The organism is Fusobacterium sp. FSA-380-WT-3A, from assembly GCF_012843705.1.
Lineage (GTDB): Bacteria > Fusobacteriota > Fusobacteriia > Fusobacteriales > Fusobacteriaceae > Fusobacterium_B.
The window spans coordinates 46,013-66,778 of sequence record NZ_JABAFQ010000005.1 but is presented as its reverse complement, the minus strand read 5'-3'; the positions used below and the strand labels follow the sequence as shown (position 1 = coordinate 66,778).

18 protein-coding genes are annotated in these 20,766 nt (G+C 27.5%); 16 read left to right on the top strand and 2 right to left on the bottom strand.

The window, feature by feature from the left end; all coding sequences use genetic code 11:
* Positions 1 to 29 precede the first annotated feature (29 nt).
* The 9 genes from HF862_RS04925 (at position 30) to HF862_RS04885 (ending at position 9,258) form a co-directional block, all read left to right on the top strand.
* On the top strand, positions 30 to 377 hold the full coding sequence (locus HF862_RS04925; RefSeq protein WP_170186814.1) for a YbaB/EbfC family nucleoid-associated protein: 348 nt from the start codon (positions 30 to 32) through the stop codon (positions 375 to 377).
* A 145-nt stretch (positions 378 to 522) separates the two neighbouring features.
* Positions 523 to 1,146 carry a lysophospholipid acyltransferase family protein gene (locus HF862_RS04920; RefSeq protein ID WP_170186813.1) on the top strand — a complete coding sequence of 208 codons (624 nt, stop codon included), beginning with the start codon at positions 523 to 525 and terminating at the stop codon, positions 1,144 to 1,146.
* Positions 1,146 to 3,065, top strand: a complete 1,920-nt coding sequence (gene metG / locus HF862_RS04915) for a methionine--tRNA ligase (RefSeq protein WP_170186812.1) — start codon at positions 1,146 to 1,148, stop codon at positions 3,063 to 3,065. Before HF862_RS04920 ends, metG begins: the two co-directional genes overlap by 1 nt.
* Before the next feature lie 21 nt (positions 3,066 to 3,086).
* Positions 3,087 to 3,965 carry a UTP--glucose-1-phosphate uridylyltransferase GalU gene (gene galU, locus HF862_RS04910; RefSeq protein WP_170186811.1) on the top strand — a complete coding sequence of 293 codons (879 nt, stop codon included), beginning with the start codon at positions 3,087 to 3,089 and terminating at the stop codon, positions 3,963 to 3,965.
* A 25-nt stretch (positions 3,966 to 3,990) separates the two neighbouring features.
* A complete protein-coding gene (locus tag HF862_RS04905; protein ID WP_170186810.1) occupies positions 3,991 to 5,721 on the top strand; it encodes a phospho-sugar mutase in 1,731 nt (576 codons plus the stop codon).
* 154 nt (positions 5,722 to 5,875) lie between these two features.
* Positions 5,876 to 6,970, top strand: coding sequence for a radical SAM family heme chaperone HemW (gene hemW / locus HF862_RS04900; RefSeq protein WP_170186809.1), 1,095 nt, complete (start codon positions 5,876 to 5,878; stop codon positions 6,968 to 6,970).
* A gap of 12 nt (positions 6,971 to 6,982) precedes the next feature.
* Entirely contained in the window at positions 6,983 to 7,660 is a 678-nt protein-coding gene (locus HF862_RS04895) for a YggS family pyridoxal phosphate-dependent enzyme (RefSeq protein WP_170186808.1), read from the top strand.
* Between the two features lie 9 nt (positions 7,661 to 7,669).
* Positions 7,670 to 8,248: a cell division protein SepF gene (locus HF862_RS04890; RefSeq protein ID WP_170186807.1), complete on the top strand. Its 579-nt coding sequence runs from the start codon at positions 7,670 to 7,672 to the stop codon at positions 8,246 to 8,248.
* Between the two features lie 2 nt (positions 8,249 to 8,250).
* Entirely contained in the window at positions 8,251 to 9,258 is a 1,008-nt protein-coding gene (locus HF862_RS04885; RefSeq protein ID WP_206039021.1) for a 7-cyano-7-deazaguanine synthase, read from the top strand.
* A gap of 51 nt (positions 9,259 to 9,309) precedes the next feature.
* Here HF862_RS04885 and HF862_RS04880 read toward each other — a convergent pair whose 3' ends face one another.
* Positions 9,310 to 9,924 carry a nitroreductase family protein gene (locus HF862_RS04880; protein WP_170186806.1) on the bottom strand — a complete coding sequence of 205 codons (615 nt, stop codon included), beginning with the start codon at positions 9,922 to 9,924 and terminating at the stop codon, positions 9,310 to 9,312.
* Between the two features lie 131 nt (positions 9,925 to 10,055).
* Here HF862_RS04880 and HF862_RS04875 point away from each other — a divergent pair, with 131 nt between their 5' ends.
* The 7 genes from HF862_RS04875 to HF862_RS04845 all read left to right on the top strand — a co-directional run bounded on the left by HF862_RS04875 (position 10,056) and on the right by HF862_RS04845 (position 19,815).
* Positions 10,056 to 10,274: a hypothetical protein gene (locus tag HF862_RS04875; protein WP_027129361.1), complete on the top strand. Its 219-nt coding sequence runs from the start codon at positions 10,056 to 10,058 to the stop codon at positions 10,272 to 10,274.
* A gap of 159 nt (positions 10,275 to 10,433) precedes the next feature.
* Positions 10,434 to 11,150 (top strand): DeoR/GlpR family DNA-binding transcription regulator, encoded by a 717-nt coding sequence (locus HF862_RS04870; protein ID WP_170186805.1) that lies wholly within the window; start codon positions 10,434 to 10,436, stop codon positions 11,148 to 11,150.
* Positions 11,151 to 11,182: 32 nt separating this feature from the next.
* On the top strand, positions 11,183 to 12,094 hold the full coding sequence (gene pfkB, locus HF862_RS04865) for a 1-phosphofructokinase (RefSeq protein WP_170186804.1): 912 nt from the start codon (positions 11,183 to 11,185) through the stop codon (positions 12,092 to 12,094).
* Between the two features lie 17 nt (positions 12,095 to 12,111).
* Positions 12,112 to 13,968 (top strand): fructose-specific PTS transporter subunit EIIC, encoded by a 1,857-nt coding sequence (locus tag HF862_RS04860; protein WP_170186803.1) that lies wholly within the window; start codon positions 12,112 to 12,114, stop codon positions 13,966 to 13,968.
* A 202-nt stretch (positions 13,969 to 14,170) separates the two neighbouring features.
* The gene (locus HF862_RS04855; protein WP_170186802.1) at positions 14,171 to 14,542 is read left to right on the top strand and encodes a hypothetical protein; all 372 of its coding nucleotides are present in this window, start codon (positions 14,171 to 14,173) and stop codon (positions 14,540 to 14,542) included.
* A 58-nt stretch (positions 14,543 to 14,600) separates the two neighbouring features.
* Positions 14,601 to 18,839, top strand: coding sequence for an acyl-CoA dehydratase activase-related protein (locus HF862_RS04850; RefSeq protein WP_170186801.1), 4,239 nt, complete (start codon positions 14,601 to 14,603; stop codon positions 18,837 to 18,839).
* Between the two features lie 115 nt (positions 18,840 to 18,954).
* A complete protein-coding gene (locus HF862_RS04845) occupies positions 18,955 to 19,815 on the top strand; it encodes a DMT family transporter (RefSeq protein ID WP_170186800.1) in 861 nt (286 codons plus the stop codon).
* A 31-nt stretch (positions 19,816 to 19,846) separates the two neighbouring features.
* On the opposite strand, the gene HF862_RS04840 is transcribed toward HF862_RS04845, so the two are convergent.
* Positions 19,847 to 20,701, bottom strand: coding sequence for a MurR/RpiR family transcriptional regulator (locus tag HF862_RS04840; RefSeq protein ID WP_170186799.1), 855 nt, complete (start codon positions 20,699 to 20,701; stop codon positions 19,847 to 19,849).
* Positions 20,702 to 20,766: the final 65 nt, after the last annotated feature.

Below are 20,766 nucleotides of genomic sequence, written 5' to 3'. Positions count from 1 at the left end.
TGAGACAAATTACTTAGGAGGATTTAAAAGTGGTAAGAAAATTAAAAACAGCTAAAGCTGGGGCAAATCAAATGGATATAATAAAACAAGCACAAGCTATGCAACAAGAAATGTTAAAAATACAAGAAGAATTAAAAGAGAAAGAAGTTGAAGCATCTGTTGGTGGTGGAGCTGTAGTAGTAAAAGCTAACGGACAAAAAGAAGTTATTAGTATTTCAATATCAGAAGAAACTATAAAAGATGCTGTATCAGATAAAGAAATGTTAGAAGATTTAGTTCTTTCTGCTGTAAAAGAAGCTATGAGACAAGCTGAAGAATTATCTGAAAAAGAAATGTCAAGAGTAACTGGTGGAATGAATATTCCAGGATTATTCTAGTCTAAATAGATAAAAAGCTATTATCTTATTTTCAAGAAAGATAGTAGCTTTTTTTGTAAAGTCTGAGAAATTGTTTTCTATAATTCTTGCAAATTGTTTTTTTTGATGATATAATCGAAATATAAATATAGGAGAAAGTGAAAGAATGTATAGATTTTATGGAATGTTAGTCTATTATTTTATCATGATAATAAAATTAACTCTTAAGATAGAAATAATAGGAAAAGAAAATATAGAAGATGATAAAAATTATGTATTAGCTTTATGGCATAATAAAGTAGTATCTACTGTATTAGCTTTGGGATTTATAAAAAAGAGAGCTGGACTTGCTAGTCCTTCAGCTGATGGAGAATTAATTTCTGTTCCTCTTGAAAAATTAGGATATAAAATGATAAGAGGGTCTTCTGGAAAAGATTCAGTAAAAGGTCTAGTTCAACTTATTAAAGCAGTGAAAGAGGGTTATACAATAGGAACTCCTTTAGATGGACCAAAAGGACCAGCCTTTGAAGCAAAACATGGAATGATATATGTTGCTCAAAAATCACAAAAGCCAATGGTTTTTATGGGAGCAGCTTACAGTAAAAAATGGGTATTATCAAAAACTTGGGATAAATGCCAAATTCCAAAACCTTTTTCCAAAGTAATTTGCATAATAAGTGAGCCAATGGAAATATCAAAAGATATTTCTGTAGAAGAATATCAAAAAATTGTTGAACAAAAATTAAATGATATAAATGAATTAGCAGAGAAAAAAATAAAGGAGAGATAATGGAAAGTAAAAACTTTTATATAACAACACCGATATATTATGTAAATGGAGACCCACATGTAGGAAGTGCTTATACAACTATTGCAGCTGATGTAATGGCTAGATATAAAAGAACAATGGGTTATGATGTATATTTCTTAACAGGAACAGATGAACATGGACAAAAAGTAGAGGAAACTGCTAAAGCTAAAGGAATGACTCCTCAAGAGTGGACAGATTTAATGGCTCCTAGATTTGTAGAAATGTGGAAAGCTTTAAATATAAAAAATGATGATTTTATAAGAACTACAGAAGAAAGACATAAAAAAGCAGTAAAGAAAATTTTACAAACTGTTTATGAAAAAGGAGATATTTACAAGGGAGAATATGAAGGAAAATATTGCGTTTCTTGTGAAACTTTCGTTCCTGAAAATCAAATAGTTGGAGAAGACCAATGTCCTGACTGTGGAAAAAAATTAAGAATGGTTAAAGAGGAATCTTATTTCTTTAGAATGTCTAAATATCAAGATGCACTATTAAAACATATAGATGAACATCCAGATTTTATTTTACCTCGTTCAAGAAGAAATGAAGTTATATCATTTATAAAACAAGGGCTACAAGATTTATCAATTTCAAGAAATACATTTGAATGGGGAATCCCTATTGAATTTGCACCTGGACATATAACTTATGTTTGGTTTGATGCATTAACAAACTATTTAACAGCAGTGGGATATGAAAATAATCCTGAAGAATTCCAAAAAAGATGGGAAAATGGAGAAGTTGTACACCTATTAGGAAAAGATATAGTTAGATTCCATGCTATAATTTGGCCTTGTATGTTGTTATCGGCAGGAGTTAAATTGCCAGATAAGATAGTTGCTCATGGGTGGTGGACTTCTGAAGGTGAAAAAATGTCAAAATCTAAAGGAAATGTTGTAGCTCCATTAGAAGAAGTAAAAAAATATGGAGTAGATGCTTTTAGATATTATCTATTAAGAGAAGTTTCTTTTGGAAATGATGGAGATTATTCAACAAAAGCAATAGTTACAAGAATAAATTCAGACCTTGCTAACGACTTAGGAAACTTATTAAATAGAACATTAGGAATGTATAAAAAATATTTTGGTGAAGAGATTGTAAAAACTGGAGAGTATGAAGCTATAGATTTAGAAGCTCAAAAATTATTTGATGAAACTTTAGTTCAAGTGGAAGATATGATGTCAAGATTAGAATTTTCAAGAGCTTTAGAAACTATTTGGAAATTTATCTCTAGAATGAATAAATATATAGATGAAACTACTCCATGGTTGTTAATAAAAGATGAAAGTAAAAAAGAAAGACTTGCTACAGTAATGAATATGTTAGTTGAATCTCTATATAAAGTAGCAGTTTTAGTAGCTCCATATATGCCAGAGGCTGGACAAAAAATATGGAATCAATTAGGATATACTGATGATATAGAAAAAGCATTAGTTGAAAATGTAAAACCTTGGAATATATTAGAAGTTGGACATAAATTAGGAAATGCTTCTCCAATATTCCCAAGATTAGAAGTAGAAAAAGAAGTTAAAGAAAAAAATCCTGTAAATAAAGATTTAAAAATAGAAAATCCTATTAATATAGATGAATTTTCAAAAGTAGAAATAAAAGTTGTAGAGATATTAGAAGCTGATAAAGTAGAAGGTTCTGATAAACTTTTAAAATTTAAAGTAAATGATGGAAAAAATATTAGACAAATAGTATCAGGAATTGCTAAATATTATCCAGAATATAAAGAGTTAGTTGGAAAAAAAGTATTAGCAGTTGTAAACTTGGAGCCTGTTGTTTTAAGAGGAGAACTTTCTCAAGGAATGCTTTTAAGTTCAGAAGAAAAGAAAAGAATTAAATTAGTAGAAATAGATTCATCAGTAAAAGTAGGTTCAAAAATAAAATAATAAATTTTTGGAGGGATGGGGATGAAAAAAGTTACAAAAGCAGTAATACCAGCAGCTGGACTGGGAACAAGAGTTTTACCAGCTACTAAGGCTCAACCAAAAGAAATGTTAGTTATAGTTGATAAACCTTCTTTACAATATATAGTAGAAGAATTAGTTGAATCTGGAATTAAAGATATAGTTATAATTACAGGAAGAAATAAAAATTCTATAGAGGACCATTTTGATTATTCTTTTGAATTAGAAGAAACATTAAAAGAAGAAGGAAAAGAAGATTTATTAGAAAAAGTAAAACATCTTTCAAATTTAGCAAATATATATTATGTTAGACAAAATCACCCATTAGGATTAGGGCATGCTATTTTAAAAGCAAAACCATTTATTGGAGATGAGCCATTTGTAATAGCTCTAGGAGATGATATTGTCTATAATGATAAAACAGCTACATCACAATTAATGGACATTCATGAAAAATATGGGGCTAGTGTATTAGGAGTTCAGAATGTCCCTGAAAAAGATGTTTCTAAATATGGAATAGTAAAACCATTTTTAAAATTAGATGATAAGACAGTGGAGGTAGAAGATTTTATAGAAAAACCAGCTATAGATGAAGCTCCTTCAACTCTTGCTTGCCTTGGAAGATATTTATTAGATGGAAAAATTTTTAAATATTTAGAGGAAACAAAACCAGGAAAAGGTGGAGAAATTCAACTTACAGATGCTATTTTAAAAATGTTAAAAGATGGAAATAAAGTAGTAGCACATAATTTTCAAGGAAAAAGATATGATATTGGAAATAAAATAGGTCTTTTAAAAGCAAATATTGAATTTGGTTTAAGAAATGAAGAAACAAGAGAAGAACTTATAAAATATTTAAAAGAAGAATTAATTATAAAATAAACTAACACAATAAAGGGGGACAAGTATGGATGAAAAAACTTTAAAAGGGTATAACCTTTGGTTAAACTCACCTTACATTGATGAAGAGGACAAAAAAGAATTAAGAGAGTTAGAAGGAAATGAAAAAGAAATACAAGAAAGATTTTATACTAATATAAGTTTCGGAACTGCTGGAATGAGAGGAGTAAGAGGAGTAGGTACCAATAGAATAAATAAATATATGGTTAGAAAAGCTACTCAAGGGTTAGCAAATTATTTAATAGCAACAACTGGAGAAGAGGGAATGAAAAAAGGAGTTGCTATTGCTTATGATTGTAGAATTGGGTCATATGAATATGCAGTAAACTCAGCTCTTGTATTAGCAGGAAATGGAATAAAATCATATCTATTTGAATCTTTAAGAACTACACCTGAATTATCTTTTGCAGTTAGAGAATTAAAAGCTCAAGCTGGAATAATGGTAACAGCTTCTCATAACCCACAAGAATATAATGGATATAAAGTTTATTGGGATATTGGAGGACAAATAGTAGAACCTCAAGCTTCTGGAATAATCAATGCAGTTAATGCAATAGAAGATTTTGCAGAGATAAAAATGGTTACAGAAGAAGAGGCTAAAGCAAAAGGACTATTAGAAATAGTTGGAGAAAAATTAGATAATAGATTTATAGAAGAAGTTAAAAAAGAAGCTATTCATGTAGATATTCCTGGTAAAAAAGATTATAAAATAGTATACTCTCCATTACATGGAACAGCTGGAAGACCTGTAAAAAGAATATTAGCTGAAATGGGATTTGAAAGTGTATATGTAGTAAAAGAACAAGAGCAACCAGATGGAATGTTCCCAACTTGTTCTTATGCAAATCCAGAAGATACTACAGTATTTGCTCTTTCAACAAAATTAGCTGATGAAGTTGGAGCAGATTTATGTATAGCTAATGACCCAGATGGAGATAGAACAGGAATAGCTGTAAAAACAAAAGAGGGAAAATGGTTCTATCCAAATGGAAACCAAATTGGAATGTTATTTATGGAATATATTTTAAAAATGACAAAACCATTACCTACAAATGGAGCAGTTGTTTCAACAATAGTTTCTACCCCTATACTAGATGAGATAGGAAAAGCTTATGGAGTAAAAGTTTATAGAACTCTTACAGGATTTAAATATATTGGAGAAAAAATAGAAGAGTTTAAAAATAAAGTGTTAGATGGAACTTATCTATTTGGATTTGAAGAGTCTATAGGATATTTAAAAGGAACTCATGTAAGAGATAAAGATGCTGTTGTAGCTTCACTTTTACTTGCTGAAATAGGAGCTTACTATGCTAGTCAAGGAACATCTATAGCTAATGAAATAGAAAAAATCTATGAAAAATATGGATGGTATGGAGAATCAACAGTTTCTGTTACTAAAAAAGGAATGGATGGAGCAAAAGAAATTGCTCATATAATGGAACAATTAAGAGAAAGAGAAATAACAGAAATTTTAGGTAAAAAAGTTCTTACATTAAAAGATTTTGAAAAACGTGTAGAAATCAATCTAGAAAAATGTGAAAGAAAAACTATAGAACTTCCAAAATCTGATGTATTACAATTTATATTAGAGGATGATATTAAGATAACTGTAAGACCTTCTGGAACAGAACCAAAAATTAAATATTATATCTATGTAAAAGCAGATTCTAAAGAAAAGTCTGAAGAAAAATTAGAGGTTGTTAAAGAGGGATTTGTAAAATTTGTAGATAGTTTATAAAATTTTAAATAAAATATAAGAAATAAAAGTTGGAAAATTTTGTTTTCCAACTTTTTTTCTTAAAATAATTGAAATAAAAAATAACAAATTGAAAATAATATGATATAATATTATTCTATTGTATGGTATAATAAAAAAAAGTAGGAGGAGAATTTTGATAGATGCAATATATATCCATATTCCTTTTTGTATAAGAAAATGTGGATATTGTGATTTTTTATCTTTTCAAAGTAATGAGATTGAAAGAGAAAAATATATAAATGAATTAATAAATGAAATAAAATTATATCCTAAAATAAAATATGATACAATATATTTTGGTGGAGGGACACCTTCTATATTAAAAATAGAAGAGATAGAAAAGATTTTAAAAGAGTTATCTTTTGATGAAAATAGTGAAATAACTTTAGAGGTAAATCCTAAAACTGTTGATGAAGAAAAATTAAAAGGATTAAAAAAAATTGGAATAAATAGACTTAGTATAGGAATTCAAACTTTTAATGAAGAATTTTTAAAAAAATTAGGTAGAATTCATAGCATTGATGACGGGATAAATACTTATAAAATGGCTAGAGAAGTTGGATTTAAAAATATATCTTTAGATTTAATGTTTTCATTGCCAGGACAAAATATAGATGATGTTGAAAAAGATTTAGATAAATTATTTTTATTAAATCCAGAACATTTTTCCATATATTCACTTATTTGGGAAGAGGGAACGCTATTTTATGAAAAATTATTAAAAGGTGAATATAAGGAAACTGACAATAGTTTAGAAGCTGATATGTATCAAATGATAATAGAAAAAAGTAAGAAGCAAGGTTATATCCATTATGAAATTTCTAATTTTTGTAGAGAGGGAAAAGAGGCTAGACATAATACTAAATATTGGAAAAATCAAGAATATATAGGTGTTGGATTAGGAGCTTCTGGATATTTTGAAGATATAAGATATAAAAATTTTTCTAATTTTAAAGAGTATTATGAGATGATAAAAAAAGGGATATTACCAAGAGAAGATATAGAGAAAGTATCAGAGGAACAAAAAGAAGAGTATAGACATTTGGTGGGATTAAGGCTTTTAAAAGAGGGAATTTTAGAAAGTAGTGACAAAAAATTTTATAAAATATATGATAAACTATTAAAAGATGGATATTTAAAAAAAATAGAATCTAATGGAGAAATTAGGTATATTTTAACAGAAAAAGGTCTTTTTTTAGCTAATGAAGTTTTTGAGGAATTTGTATAAGAGGTGACAAATATGAGTTCAGTAACAAAAAATGTTCAAGAGGTATTAGAGGATATAAAAAAATATTCTATCTATCCTGAAAGAGTGAAGCTTGTAGCAGTAACAAAATATCCTGTTGTAACAAGAGAGAAAATGTTAGAACTTATGGAAAATGGAGTTTTTTCTTTTGGAGAAAATAGAGTACAAGTATTAGAAGAAAAATTAGAAATACTTGGAGAAGAAAAAAGTAAAATAAAATGGAATTTTATAGGAAATTTACAAAAAAATAAAGTCAAATATATAGTTGATTTTATAGATATGATTCACTCAATAAATAAATTATCTTTAGCAGAAGAGATTGATAAAAGAGCTGAAAAACTAGGAAGAAAAATAGATGTTTTAATCGAAATAAATCTTTCAGGGGAAGATTCTAAAGAGGGATATCAGCTAGAAGAATTTTATAAAGATATGGATGAATTAATAAAATTAAAAAATATAAATATATGTGGACTTATGACAATGGCTCCTAATACAGAAGATGAAAATCTAATAAGAGGAAGTTTTAGAAAATTAAGAGAAATTAGAGATGAAGTTAATGAAAAATTTAATAACAATTTGAAAGAACTTTCTATGGGTATGAGTGGAGATTATAAGATTGCTTTAGAAGAGGGAGCAACTATAATAAGAATTGGAAGTAAGTTGTATGAATAAGGAGGAAAAATGAAAAAAAATAAAGGACTACTTAATAATCTTTTTGGATTTGGAATAGATTTAGAAGAGGATGAACAAGTAGAAAAAGATGAAAAAATAAATCTTAACCAAATGGAAGAGGACACAGAAATTGAAATAGAGGAAATAAAAGAGCCTAAAGTTGAAGCAGAAACTAAAAAATCTGTTGTAGATGAACCATATCAAAATTTCTTAAGAGAGGAAAACGAAAAAGAAACTTATAAAGTAGAAAAGGTAGAGAAAGTAGAAGAAAGAAAAGAAAGAAGAATAGAAAACTATGTTGATGTAACTTCTTATCAAAATGTAGTTTCTAGAATAAAAGGTTTTGAAGATAGTAAAAAAATAGCTAGATATATTAAAGAAAATAAAATAGTAACATTAAATTTAGAGGAGTTAGATAGTGAAACTGCTCAAAGAGTTATAGACTTTTTAAGTGGGGCAATGAGCATGAAAGAAGCTAGTCTAGTAGAGATTAGTAAATGTGTTTATGTATCAGTTCCAAAAAATCAAAGAGTTTTATTTGAGGGACAAAGAAATACAGAAAAATTTTTTAGAGAGGCTGGAAAATAACATTGGAAAATAAAAAAGTGAGAGCATTGGCACTATTTTCAGGTGGATTAGATAGTGCTTTAGCTATAAAAGTAGTAGCAAATCAAGGGATAGAAGTAATAGCTTTAAATTTTGTATCACATTTTTTTGGTGGTAAAAATGAAAAGGCTGAAGCTATGGCAAAACAATTAGGAGTAAAATTAGAATATGTAAATTTTAGTAAAGAGCATATGGATATTATGAGAGACCCTGTATATGGAAGAGGGAAAAATATGAACCCTTGTATAGATTGTCATGCTTTAATGTTTAAAGTGGCTGGAGAACTTTTAGAGAAATATGACGCACAATTTATAATTTCTGGAGAAGTTTTAGGACAAAGACCAATGTCACAAAACTCACAAGCATTAGAAAAAGTAAAAGCTTTATCAAATATATCTGATTTAATTGTTAGACCTCTTTCAGCAAAAAAATTACCAATGAGTAAACCTGAAAGAGAGGGATTAATTGATAGGGAAAAATTATTGGATATAGAAGGTAGAAGTAGAAAACCACAAATGAGATTGGCTGAAGAATTAGGAGTAAAAGATTATCCTATGCCAGGTGGTGGATGTTTACTTACAGACCCTGGATATTCTAAAAGATTAAAATTAATAGAAGAAGATGGATTATTATATGAAGAGTATTCAAGTATTTTTCATATTTTAAAAACAGGAAGATTTTTTAGATTGGGAGAAAAGAAATATCTTTTTGTAGGTAGAACAAAAGAGGATAATGATATAATAGTAAATTATAAAACTTTTGGAAGCTTTTTTATAAGAGGAAAAGGAGTAGGGGGACCTTATATAATAGGATATGGAGATTTAAATTCTGAAGAAATTCAATTTGCAAAGGATTTATTTTCAAGATACTGTAAATTTAAAGGTGAACAACCTATTGAAATTTTCTTTAATGAACAACCTATGAATATTGATATAATCAATAGAGAGGAAGTTGAAGAAAAAATAAAAAAATATCAAATTAATATGGAATAAAATAAAAAGCTACTGTAAATAAAACTACAGTAGCTTTTTTATAATTAAAATTTAATCTATAATATCAGCAATTTCTTCAAAAGATTTTTTTGTTATTTTTGGTAATTCATAAGTTGTATCAGGTTTTCCTACTACTAATATCATTACAGGTTGCTCACCCTCTGGGCGATTAAGGATTTCTTTTAAGAAAAGCATTGGAGATGGAGTGTAAGTAAGAGAAGTATAACCAGCATTTCTAAGAGCATTTATCAAAAATCCTATAGCTATTCCTATCGATTCATTAGGATAATAGTTTTTATCAATTGTTCCATCAGGAAGTTTTAGATAATTTTCTTTAAAAATTCCAATAAGACAAGGAGCTTCTGTTAAAAAAGGTTTTTCATAGGATAAAGTTAATTTTTCTAAATCATTTTTCCACTCTTTTGAAATTTTATTCTCATAAAAATCTTTTTCAATCTCTTCAGCTTTTTCTCTTATTTTCTTTTTCAATTCTTCATTTGTGATAATAGAAAAATGCCAAGGTTGTTTATTAGCACCATTTGGAGCAGTACCAGCTGTAAGAATACAATCTTTTATAACTTCTAAATCAACTTTTTCAGGTAAAAATTTTCTGTAAGTGCGACGCATTTGAGATTCTTTTAATAATTCTTTTGATGTTAATGGCATAATATTTCCTCCTAATTTATTTTTACATGTATTATAGCATAATTTAGAATAAATTAATTAAAAACTTGACAAAAAATAAAAATAATATAAAATTAAAATATAGAGAAATTACTAAAAGGAAGTGATAGATTATGATGGATTTACTAAAAAAATTAAATTCTGAAAAGTATGATATAGTTACAGGAGCAAAAAAATATTATGGAATAAAAATAATAGAAAAAAAAGATAATTTTTTATTAGTAGAAACTAGACCAGAAACTTATATGTTAGTAAATATTGACTCTGTAACAACAATTACACCAGCAAAAGAGCTTTCATATGGAACTATTGCTAAAAATATCAGATTCTAAAAAAATATAATTTTGTAGCTACATTCAAAAATTTTTATTTTATAAATTTAGAATGTAGCTTTTTTTTATTTTAATTTCTGAAAGAATTTGATTGAATTTTAAAGAAAAAGATTGATTTTTTAAAAAAGATATGATATTATAGAAAAAAAGGAGAAAAATATGTTAAGCGTAGAGAGATATAATCTTATTTTAGAACTAATAAAACAGAAAAAAAATATAAGACTTAATGAAATAGTGGAAGAATTAAAGATTTCTGAAGCAACAGCAAGAAGAGATTTAAATTTTTTAGAAGCTAAGAAAAAAATAAAAAGGGTTCATGGTGGAGCTGTTTTAGTAGATACAAAAGAAGAGGATATAGATTATAAAAAATTAATAAATATAGAAGAGAAAGAGATAATAGCAAAGAAAGCCGTAGAATATATAGAAGATGGACAGACAATATATTTAGATGCAGGAAGCACGACAGGGGCTATGATAAAATATCTTTCTAAGTTTAGAGATTTAAAAGTTGTTACAAATGGATATCATTATGTAAATGATTTATTAAAATTAAAAAATATAGAAGTATATATTTTAGGTGGAAAATTAAAGGAAAAAACAGGAGCTATTGTTGGAGTTACAGCTTTACTAATGTTAAAAAACTTTAATTTTGATATATCTTTTTTAGGAACCAATGGAGTTGATAAAGATGGATATTCTACTCCAGACCCAGAAGAAGTAATAGTAAAATCAGAAGCAGTTAAACGTGGAAAAAAAGTTTTCTTCTTATGTGACCATACAAAATTTTTTAATAAAACTTTTATAAATTTTGCAAAATTAAATGATGGAATATTAATATCAGATACAAATATTCCTGAAGAATTAGAAAATAAATAAATCAATCAAAAACAATCAAAAGGAGAAAAAATATGATATATACAGTAACTTTAAATCCAGCTGTTGATTATTATCTATCTATGGATAAGTTTATAGAGGGAGAATTAAATTCTCTAAAAGATGCCTATACTCTTCCAGGAGGAAAGGGAATTAATGTATCAAAAGTTTTAAAAAATTTTGATGTAGAAAGTGTAACTTTAGGTTTTGTTGGAGGATTTACAGGAGAGTATATAAGAAAAAATATTGAAGAATATGGAATTCAACAGGATTTAGTACAAATAAAAGAAGATACTAGAATAAATATAAAGATGAAAACTAATGAAAAAGAAAGCGAAATATCAGGAAAAGCCCCTGATATTTTAAAAGAAGAATATAAAATATTTTTAGAAAAAATAAAAAATATAAAATCGGAGGATATATTAGTTTTATCAGGAAGTATTCCAAAATCTTTGCCAAGAAATGTATATGTAGAAATAATAAAACAATTACCAAATGGAGTAAAAGTGTTTGTTGATACAAGAGGAGACTCCTTAAGAGATGTTTTAAAAGAGGGGGTATTTTTAGTAAAACCTAATAATCATGAATTAGAAGAATTTTTTGGAGAAAGATATTCTACAGATGATGAGATAATAGAAGCAGGAAAAAAATTGATGGAATTAGGTAGTGAAAATGTATTAATCTCTTTAGGAAAAAATGGTTCTATATTAATAACTAAAAATGGAATTTATAGAGGAAATGTACCAAAAGGAAAATTAATAAGTTCAGTAGGAGCTGGAGATTCAATGGTAGCTGGAATATTATATGGAGTAGTTAAAGGGGAAGAAATAGAAGAGGCATATAAATATGGAATATCTTCTGGAAGTTCTACAGCTTTTTCAGAAGGATTAACTACTTTTGAAAATATGGAAAAGTTATTAAAAGAAATTCAAATAAAAAAACTATAAAATACAGGAGGTAAAAAATGTTAAAGGACATGCTTATTAAAAATTGTATTAACTTAAATCTTAAAGCAAAATCAAAAGAAGAAGTCATTGATGAAATGATTGATATGCTTATGAGTAATGGAAGGTTAAATGATAGAGAAGAGTATAAAAAAGAAATTTTAAAAAGAGAAGCTCAAAGTTCTACAGGATTAGAAGAGGGAATAGCAATTCCACATGCCAAAACAAAAGCAGTAAAAATACCAAGTATAGCTTTTGGTAGGTCTTCAGAAGGTGTAGATTATCAATCTTTAGATGGAGAACCTTCTAAATTATTTTTTATGATAGCAGCCCCAAGTAATGCAGCAGATTCTCATATAGAAGTATTATCAAAACTGACAACTTTATTATTAAATGATGATATAAGAGAAGCTTTATTAGATGCAAAGACAGAAGATGAAGTTTTAGAGATATTATTAAAAGAAACAGAGGAAAAAGTTGAAGAAAAAATTGAAATTACAAATGAACTTCCAGAGGTTTTAGCTGTTACAGCATGTCCTACAGGAATAGCCCATACATATATGGCAGCAGATTCACTGATGAAAAAAGCTACAGAAATGGGAATAAAAATCAAAGTGGAGACTAATGGTTCTACAGGAGTAAAAAATCAATTAACAGAAGAAGAAATAAAAAATGCTAAAGGAATAATAGTAGCAGCTGATAAAAATGTTGAAATGACAAGATTTGATGGAAAACATGTGGAAATTGTTCCTGTTATTGAAGGAATAAAAAGTCCAGAAAAATTAATAAAAAATGCTGTAGATAAAAAATCTCCAATATACAAAGCAGAAAATACAGGAGATAATATAAATGGTAAAAAAGAGAAAAAAGGTTTTTATAAACATTTAATGTCTGGAGTTTCTAATATGTTACCATTTGTTGTAGGTGGAGGAATTCTTATAGCATTATCATTTATGTTTGGAATAAAAGCAGTAGACCCAAGTGACCCATCATTTAATCCATTAGCAAAATTATTAAGTGATATTGGTGGAGGAAATGCTTTCTTCTTAATGGTTCCTGTTATGGCTGGATTTATTGGAATGAGTATAGCTGATAGACCAGGATTTGCTCCAGCAATGGTAGCAGGACTTATTTCAGCAAATAATGGAGCAGGATTTTTAGGAGCATTAATAGGTGGATTTTTAGGTGGATATTCAATAGTATTTTTAAAGAAAGTATTTGAAAAACTACCACAAGGTTTAGAGGGATTAAAACCAGTTCTTCTTTATCCAGTATTTGGAATTTTTATCACAGGAGCTTTAATGTATAAAGTAATTCTTTCTCCAGTAGTTGCTTTAAATACAGGAATGACATCTTTCTTAAATGGACTTGGAACAGGAAACTTAATTTTATTAGGAATAATTGTAGCAGGAATGATGGCTGTTGATATGGGAGGGCCAATAAATAAAGCAGCTTTTACATTTGGAATTGCAATGATATCAGCAGGTAATTATTATCCACATGCAGCTGTAATGGCTGGAGGAATGGTTCCACCTTTAGGAATAGCAATAGCTACAACAATATTTAAAAATAAGTTTACAAAAGATGAAAGAGAAGCAGGAAAAACTTGTTATGTAATGGGAGCATCATTTATAACAGAGGGAGCTATTCCATTTGCAGCAGCTGACCCAGCTAGAGTACTTCCAGCTTGTATAATAGGTTCAAGTATTGCTGGAGGATTATCAATGTTCTTTGGAGCTCAATTACCAGCACCACATGGAGGAATATTTGTAATACCAGTAGTAACAAATCCTATAATGTATTTAGTTTCAATTGTAGTTGGTTCTTTAGTAACAGCTATAATTTTAGGATATATTAAAAAACCTATACAAGAATAAAAAATATTTATAGACACAAAATAAATAGTTTAAATAGAAGAAACTGTTGTTAGAAAAAAAGACAATAGTTTCTTTTTTATTGAAAAAAATTATTTTCTATAAAATTATGAAAAAATTTTTTTACATTTAAAAAAAATTTTTTGATTTTTTTTGAAATTTGTAGTATAATCAAAAAAATTGGAAAATAATAAGGAGGTGTAAAATGGTAGAAGTTGATAAGAAAAAAGCAAGTTATTTAATATTTTTTATAGCTGTTTTTATAACTGTAGTTTTAGCTCGTAGTTTTTATTTTAATTTAAACTTAAAACCTACTAATGTAGCTACAAAAGCTCATAAAGAAAATGTTGTCTTATTAAATACAACTACTACATCTTCAAATTATATTTCAATGAGAATCTCAAGAATAAAAGTTTTAGAAATTTTTGTTGAAAGAGATACTTTACCACCATTTGTAAAATCTTTTGGTGAATTTTTTGAAATTGAAAAAATTGTAAAAATAATAGAAAAGAAAATAAAAATAGAATTTTCCTATTCTATTTTAATGCGATATAGAGATAGGATTCTCCGAATTTAATAAAATTTTATTCATCTAAAATACAATTGAATAAAATTTTATACAAGGAGAAACTGTCATGAAAAAATTATTTTTAGGAACTGATGTAGGTTCAACAACTGTAAAGATTGTCTGCCTTGATGAAGACAACAACGTGATTTACTCAGTTTACCAAAGACATTTTTCTAATGTAAGAGAGACTTCGAAAGAACTTTTTGAGGATTTTTTTGCTTGCATAGAAAAAAAGTTTGGAACTGATATTTCTTTTAAGATAAACATTACTGGTTCTGGAGGAATGGGAGTAGCTAAGTGGATTGATGTAGATTTCGTTCAAGAGGTTATCGCTTGTATAAAAGCTATTGAAACAGTAATTCCAGAAACAGATGTAGCAATAGAATTAGGTGGAGAAGATGCAAAAATAACATATCTAAAAAATGATATGGAGCAAAGAATGAATGGAAGTTGTGCTGGAGGAACAGGGGCTTTTGTAGACCAAATAGCTTCATTATTAGATACTGATGCATCAGGTCTTAATGAGCTTGCTAAAAATTATGACACAATTTATCCAATTGCTTCAAGATGTGGAGTTTTTGCAAAAACAGATATACAACCATTAGTAAATGAAGGGGTAAGAAAGGAAAATATTGCAGTTTCTGTATTTCAAGCTGTTGTAAACCAAACTATAACTGGTTTAGCTTGTGGTAAAAAGATTACTGGTAAAGTAGCTTTCCTTGGAGGACCTCTTTTCTTTTTGAGTGAATTGAGAAAAAGATTTATAGAAACTTTAAAACTTTCTGACGAAGATATTATTTTCCCTGAAAATTCTCAGCTTTTTGTTGCTCAAGGAGCTTGTATTTTATCTAGAGAAAATAAAAAAGAGTTCACTTTTAAAGAGTTAAAAGAAAAAGTTTCTATTTTAGATAATAAAGGACTTCCTGAAACAATGAGTTTGCAACCTTTATTTTCTTCAGAAGAAGATAAAAAAGAATTCTTTGATAGACATGAAAAAGAAAAAATAGAAAAAAGAGATTTAGAAACTTATGAGGGAAATGCTTATTTAGGTATCGATGCAGGTTCTACTACAATAAAACTAGTCCTTGTATCTGAAAACAATGAGATTTTATACTCACATTACTCTCATAATAAAGGAAATCCATTAGATAATGTTTTAGAAAATTTAAGAAATCTATATTCTAAAATGTCAGATAAAATAGTAATAAAAAGTTCTTGTGTTACAGGATATGGAGAAAATTTAATAAAAGCAGCTTTAAAAGTAGATGTTGGTGTAGTAGAAACTATGGCTCACTATAAAGGAGCTAAATTTTTCTCACCAGATGTAGATTTTATACTTGATATTGGTGGTCAAGATATGAAATGTTTAAAAATAAAAGATGGAGTTATAACTTCTATACTTTTAAACGAAGCTTGTTCTTCTGGTTGTGGTTCTTTCTTAGAAACCTTTGCTGGAAGTTTAGGACTTTCAATTCAAGAGTTTGCTGAGTTGGGAATGAATGCTAAAGCTCCTTCAGATTTAGGAACTAGATGTACAGTATTTATGAACTCAAAAGTTAAACAAGCTCAAAAAGATGGAGCAGATGTTGGAGATATATCAGCAGGACTATCATATTCTGTAGTAAAAAATACTTTATTTAAAGTAATAAAAATGAAAAATAAAGAGGAACTTGGAAATAAAATAGTTGTTCAAGGAGGAACTTTCTTAAATAACTGTGTATTGAGAGCTTTTGAATTAATATCTGAAAGAGAAGCAGTAAGACCAAATATAGCAGGGCTTATGGGAGCTTTTGGAGCAGCTATTATTTCTAAAGAGTATGCAGCAGAACATAAATTAGAAAAATCATCACTATTATCATTACAAGATATAAATGGATTTACTACACAAACAAATTTAACAAGATGTGGAATTTGTGGAAACAATTGTCTTTTAACTATTCATAAATTTAAAAGTGGAGAGAGATTTATATCAGGTAATAGATGTGAAAAACCTTTAGGAAATAATAAAAAAGAAGAAGTTCCTAATATGTTTGAGTATAAATACAATAGAATATTTAATTATAAACCTTTAGAACCATCTAAAGCTATTAGAGGAGAAATAGGAATTCCTAGAGTATTAAATATTTATGATTCTTATCCATTCTGGTTTACTCTACTTACTAAACTAGGATTTAGAGTAATAATTTCTGATGATTCAAATAAAAAAATATATGAAAAAGGGATGGATACTATATCATCAGATTCTATTTGTTATCCAGCAAAAATGGTTCATGGACATATTATAAACTTAGTTGAAAAAGGTATAAAAACAATATTTTATCCATGTGTAATCTTTGAAGAAAAAGAGTATAAAAAAGCACAAAATCAATTTAATTGTCCAATAGTAATATCTTATCCAGAAGTTATAAAAAATAACTTAGATATTATAAAAGAAAAACATATAGATATGATGATACCGTTTTTCTCAATGGAAAGTAAAGAAGTTCTTGCAAAAACTGTTTTTGAAGAATTCCAAAAATTTGGAGTTACTAAAAAGGAAGTTGAATTAGCTGTAAATGATGCTTGGGAAGAAAGATATAATTTTAGAAGAGATTTACAAAACAAAGCTAAAGAGATAATGGATTATTTGGAAAGAACAGGAAAAACAGGAATTGTTATTTGTGGAAGACCATACCATAATGATAAAGAGATACATCATGGAATTCCAAATATAATTAGTTCTTTTGGAATCCCTGTACTTACAGGAGATGCAGTAGCCAGTCTTACAGATTTAGATGAAGGATTAAGAGTTATAGACCAATGGACTTATCATTCAAGACTTTATAGAGCAGCAACTTTTGTAGGAAAACATCCAAATTTAGAGTTAGTAGAATTAAATAGTTTTAGTTGTGGATTAGATGCAGTTACTACAGACCAAGTAGAAGAGATTTTATCTAACTATGGAAAAGTTCATACTATTTTAAAAATAGATGAAGTAAGTAATATGGGAGCTGTAAGAATTAGAATTAGAAGTTTACTAGCAGCTTTAGAGGATAAAAAGAGAGCTTTAAAGAAAATAGTAAAAAATAGAATTGAATATAGAAAAAATCATTTTACTAAAAAAATGAAAGAGGAATATACAATTCTAGCTCCACAAATGTCACCAATACATTTTGGACTTATAAAAGATGCATTTAAAGCTGAGGGATATAATTTAGAAATATTAGAAGAAACAAAAGAAGCTTTAAATACAGGATTGCAGTATGTAAATAACGATGCTTGCTATCCATCAATATTGGTAATAGGTGAATTAATATCAGCATTGAAATCGGGAAAATATAATGTAAATAAAACTGCTGTTATGATTTCACAAACTGGGGGAAGTTGTCGGGCAACAAATTATATAGGATTCTTGAAAAAAGCCTTAAGAGATAGTGGATTTGCAAATGTACCAGTTTTATCATTAAATACTATGGGATATGAGAAACAAGAAGGATTTAAACTTACACCAAAGTTAATTCATAAAACTTTAATGGCTGTTTCTTATGGGGATATCCTAATGAAACTTCTATATCATGTAAGACCTTATGAAACAATACATGGAATTACTCAAAAGGTATTTGATAGATGGTATGATGCAGTAAGGCCAAATATAAAAAATGGAAAACTTTTACAATTTAGAAACAACTTAAATAATATTGTAGATGATTTCTCATCTATAAAAATAACGGGCGAACAAAAAATTAGAGTTGGAGTAGTGGGAGAAATTCTTGTAAAATTTAGTCCATTTGCAAATAATTATTTGGTAGATTTTATAGAATCAGAAGGTGGAGAAGCTCGTACTTCAAGCTTGATGAGTTTTGTAAATTATTGTATTTACAGTGAACACTTCTTGAAAGAAAGATTTAAAGGAAAATTAGCTAGTATGAGAGCTAAGGCTGCTTTAAAAGTTACAGGTTTCTATACAGGATTTGTTAACAGAGCTTTAAGTAGATGCGAAAGATTCAAACAAGAAGACTTTATAGGTCATATTGCTGACAAAACTTCAAAACATATTTCTATAGGACATCAATCAGGGGAAGGTTGGTTCTTAATGGGAGAAATGATAGAACTTATTGAACATGGAGTTCCTAATATAGTTTGTGTACAACCATTTGGATGTTTACCAAATCATATTACAGGAAAAGGAATGATAAAAAGATTGAAGGAAGAATATTCTCAATCAAATATAGTTTCAATAGATTATGACCCTGCTTATTCTGAAGTAAATCAAATAAACAGAATAAAATTAATGATGTCAGTTGGAAAAAGAAATATATTAGCATAAAAATTAATGGGATTTACATAGAGAGGGTAGATGGGAGACTACCCTCATTTTTTTATAGAATTATAAAAAAAATTGTAGTATAATCAAAACAAATAAAACAATAGAAGGTGATACAATGGAAAAAGATAAATTAAAAAATATACTTGCTATGCTAATTTTTGGAACTATTGGGATATTTGTAAAAAATATAGAGCTTTCATCAAGTGAAATAGCTTTAACTAGAGGATTTATAGGTGGAATTGTATTATTACTATTTATTTTTTTTACAAAAGAAAAAATTTCTAGAATTTCTATAAAAAATAACTTTAAAATTTTATTTTTTTCAGGATTTGCTGTGGGATTAAATTGGATATTCTTATTTCAAGGATATAGATACACAACTATTTCTAATGCTACACTTAGTTATTACTTTGCACCTGTTTTTGTAACTATTTTTTCTCCTATAATTTTAAAAGAAAAGTTAAATTTTTTTAAAGTTATATGTATATTTATGGCACTAATTGGAATGGGATTTATAGTAGGAATAGATGGAATTAATGATAAAAGAGATTTTATTGGAATAATGTATGGACTTTTAGCAGCTGGTTTCTATGCTAGTGTAGTTTTGAGTAATAAATTTTTAAAAAGTATAAAAGGAATAGAAATAACAATAGTTCAATTATTCGTAGCAGCTATTACTCTTTTACCTTATGTATTAATAGTAGAGGAAAATAAAATTTTAAAAGTTTCTGGAAGTTCAATTCCTTATATATTAATTTTAGGAGTTATTCATACAGGTATAGCTTATCTTTTATATTTTTCATCGCTTCAAAGATTAAAAGCTCAAACTGTGGCAGTCTTAAGTTATATTGACCCTGTTTTTGCTGTTATAATTTCTGGTTTTCTCCTAAAAGAACCTTTAGGTATTCCAGAAATTATAGGTGGAACATTAATTTTAGGTTCAAATTTTATGAATGAATTTTTAAATAGAAAATAGGAAGATTAGAAAGAATCTTCCTATTTTTATTTTACCAAGTGAATTGTTTATATTTATTAAGAGTTCTATCAATTTTCTTTAAATTAATAGAAACTATTTCATGATTTTTTGAAAATAAATCATTTGTAATTGCTTCTAAAACAGCAACAAATGGAATTACAGTATAACGATTATCTAATTTAGGAATTAATAATATAACATCAGCAAATGAAGATATAGAACAAGAGATACTATTTGCTAAAAAGATGATTGGAATACCTAATTTATTAGCTAATTCTCCAGCTTGAACAATAGCTGTTGAATATGGCCAACCTGCAATTAAAAATAATACTCCATTAGGAGACATAGTAGAAATTTTATCAAAAATTAGATGCTCATCTGTACTTATTTGATTTATCTTTTTTCCAAGAGGAATTAGAAGATTTTCAAAATATCTAGCGACTTGTTTAGAAGTTCTACAACCTAAAATGGCTATTTCTTCAGAATTTTGAATTAAATCAATAGCTTTATTAAATGATTCATTTAAACCAACAGTCATTAAATTTCCAAGTAATTCTGTGGCTTCTTGGATAGAATTATATAAAAAATTTTCTTTATCATCTTCTGCTTTTTTTATTAAAGCATGAGTTTGCCAATAGTTTGAGTTAATATTTGCATTAACATAGTTATGAATGTCTTGTCTAAATTCTAAATAACTTTCATAACCAATATCTTTTAAAAATCTAAAAAACGTAGCTTTTCCAACAGAAGCATTTTTAGCTAATTGACTAGCTGATAAAATTGATATATCAGAAGCATTTGTAATAATATAATCCCATAATTCTTTTTGTTTGTTGGTCATTCTTTCTCTATTTTGTATAATTTCTTGAATTTTTTTATAAGACATAATTCCTTCCTTCCATTATCATATTGAAACTATTTTTGATACTTTTTAGTTTTATTATATCATGT

Coding starts and splice junctions, on each gene's coding strand:
- HF862_RS04920 (WP_170186813.1), top strand. CDS start 523: ATGTATAGATTTTATGGAATGTTAGTCTATTATTTTATCATGATAATA.
- metG (WP_170186812.1), top strand. CDS start 1,146: ATGGAAAGTAAAAACTTTTATATAACAACACCGATATATTATGTAAAT.
- galU (WP_170186811.1), top strand. CDS start 3,087: ATGAAAAAAGTTACAAAAGCAGTAATACCAGCAGCTGGACTGGGAACA.
- HF862_RS04905 (WP_170186810.1), top strand. CDS start 3,991: ATGGATGAAAAAACTTTAAAAGGGTATAACCTTTGGTTAAACTCACCT.
- HF862_RS04895 (WP_170186808.1), top strand. CDS start 6,983: ATGAGTTCAGTAACAAAAAATGTTCAAGAGGTATTAGAGGATATAAAA.
- HF862_RS04890 (WP_170186807.1), top strand. CDS start 7,670: ATGAAAAAAAATAAAGGACTACTTAATAATCTTTTTGGATTTGGAATA.
- HF862_RS04880 (WP_170186806.1), bottom strand. CDS start 9,924: ATGCCATTAACATCAAAAGAATTATTAAAAGAATCTCAAATGCGTCGC.
- HF862_RS04875 (WP_027129361.1), top strand. CDS start 10,056: ATGATGGATTTACTAAAAAAATTAAATTCTGAAAAGTATGATATAGTT.
- HF862_RS04870 (WP_170186805.1), top strand. CDS start 10,434: ATGTTAAGCGTAGAGAGATATAATCTTATTTTAGAACTAATAAAACAG.
- pfkB (WP_170186804.1), top strand. CDS start 11,183: ATGATATATACAGTAACTTTAAATCCAGCTGTTGATTATTATCTATCT.
- HF862_RS04860 (WP_170186803.1), top strand. CDS start 12,112: ATGTTAAAGGACATGCTTATTAAAAATTGTATTAACTTAAATCTTAAA.
- HF862_RS04855 (WP_170186802.1), top strand. CDS start 14,171: ATGGTAGAAGTTGATAAGAAAAAAGCAAGTTATTTAATATTTTTTATA.
- HF862_RS04850 (WP_170186801.1), top strand. CDS start 14,601: ATGAAAAAATTATTTTTAGGAACTGATGTAGGTTCAACAACTGTAAAG.
- HF862_RS04845 (WP_170186800.1), top strand. CDS start 18,955: ATGGAAAAAGATAAATTAAAAAATATACTTGCTATGCTAATTTTTGGA.
- HF862_RS04840 (WP_170186799.1), bottom strand. CDS start 20,701: ATGTCTTATAAAAAAATTCAAGAAATTATACAAAATAGAGAAAGAATG.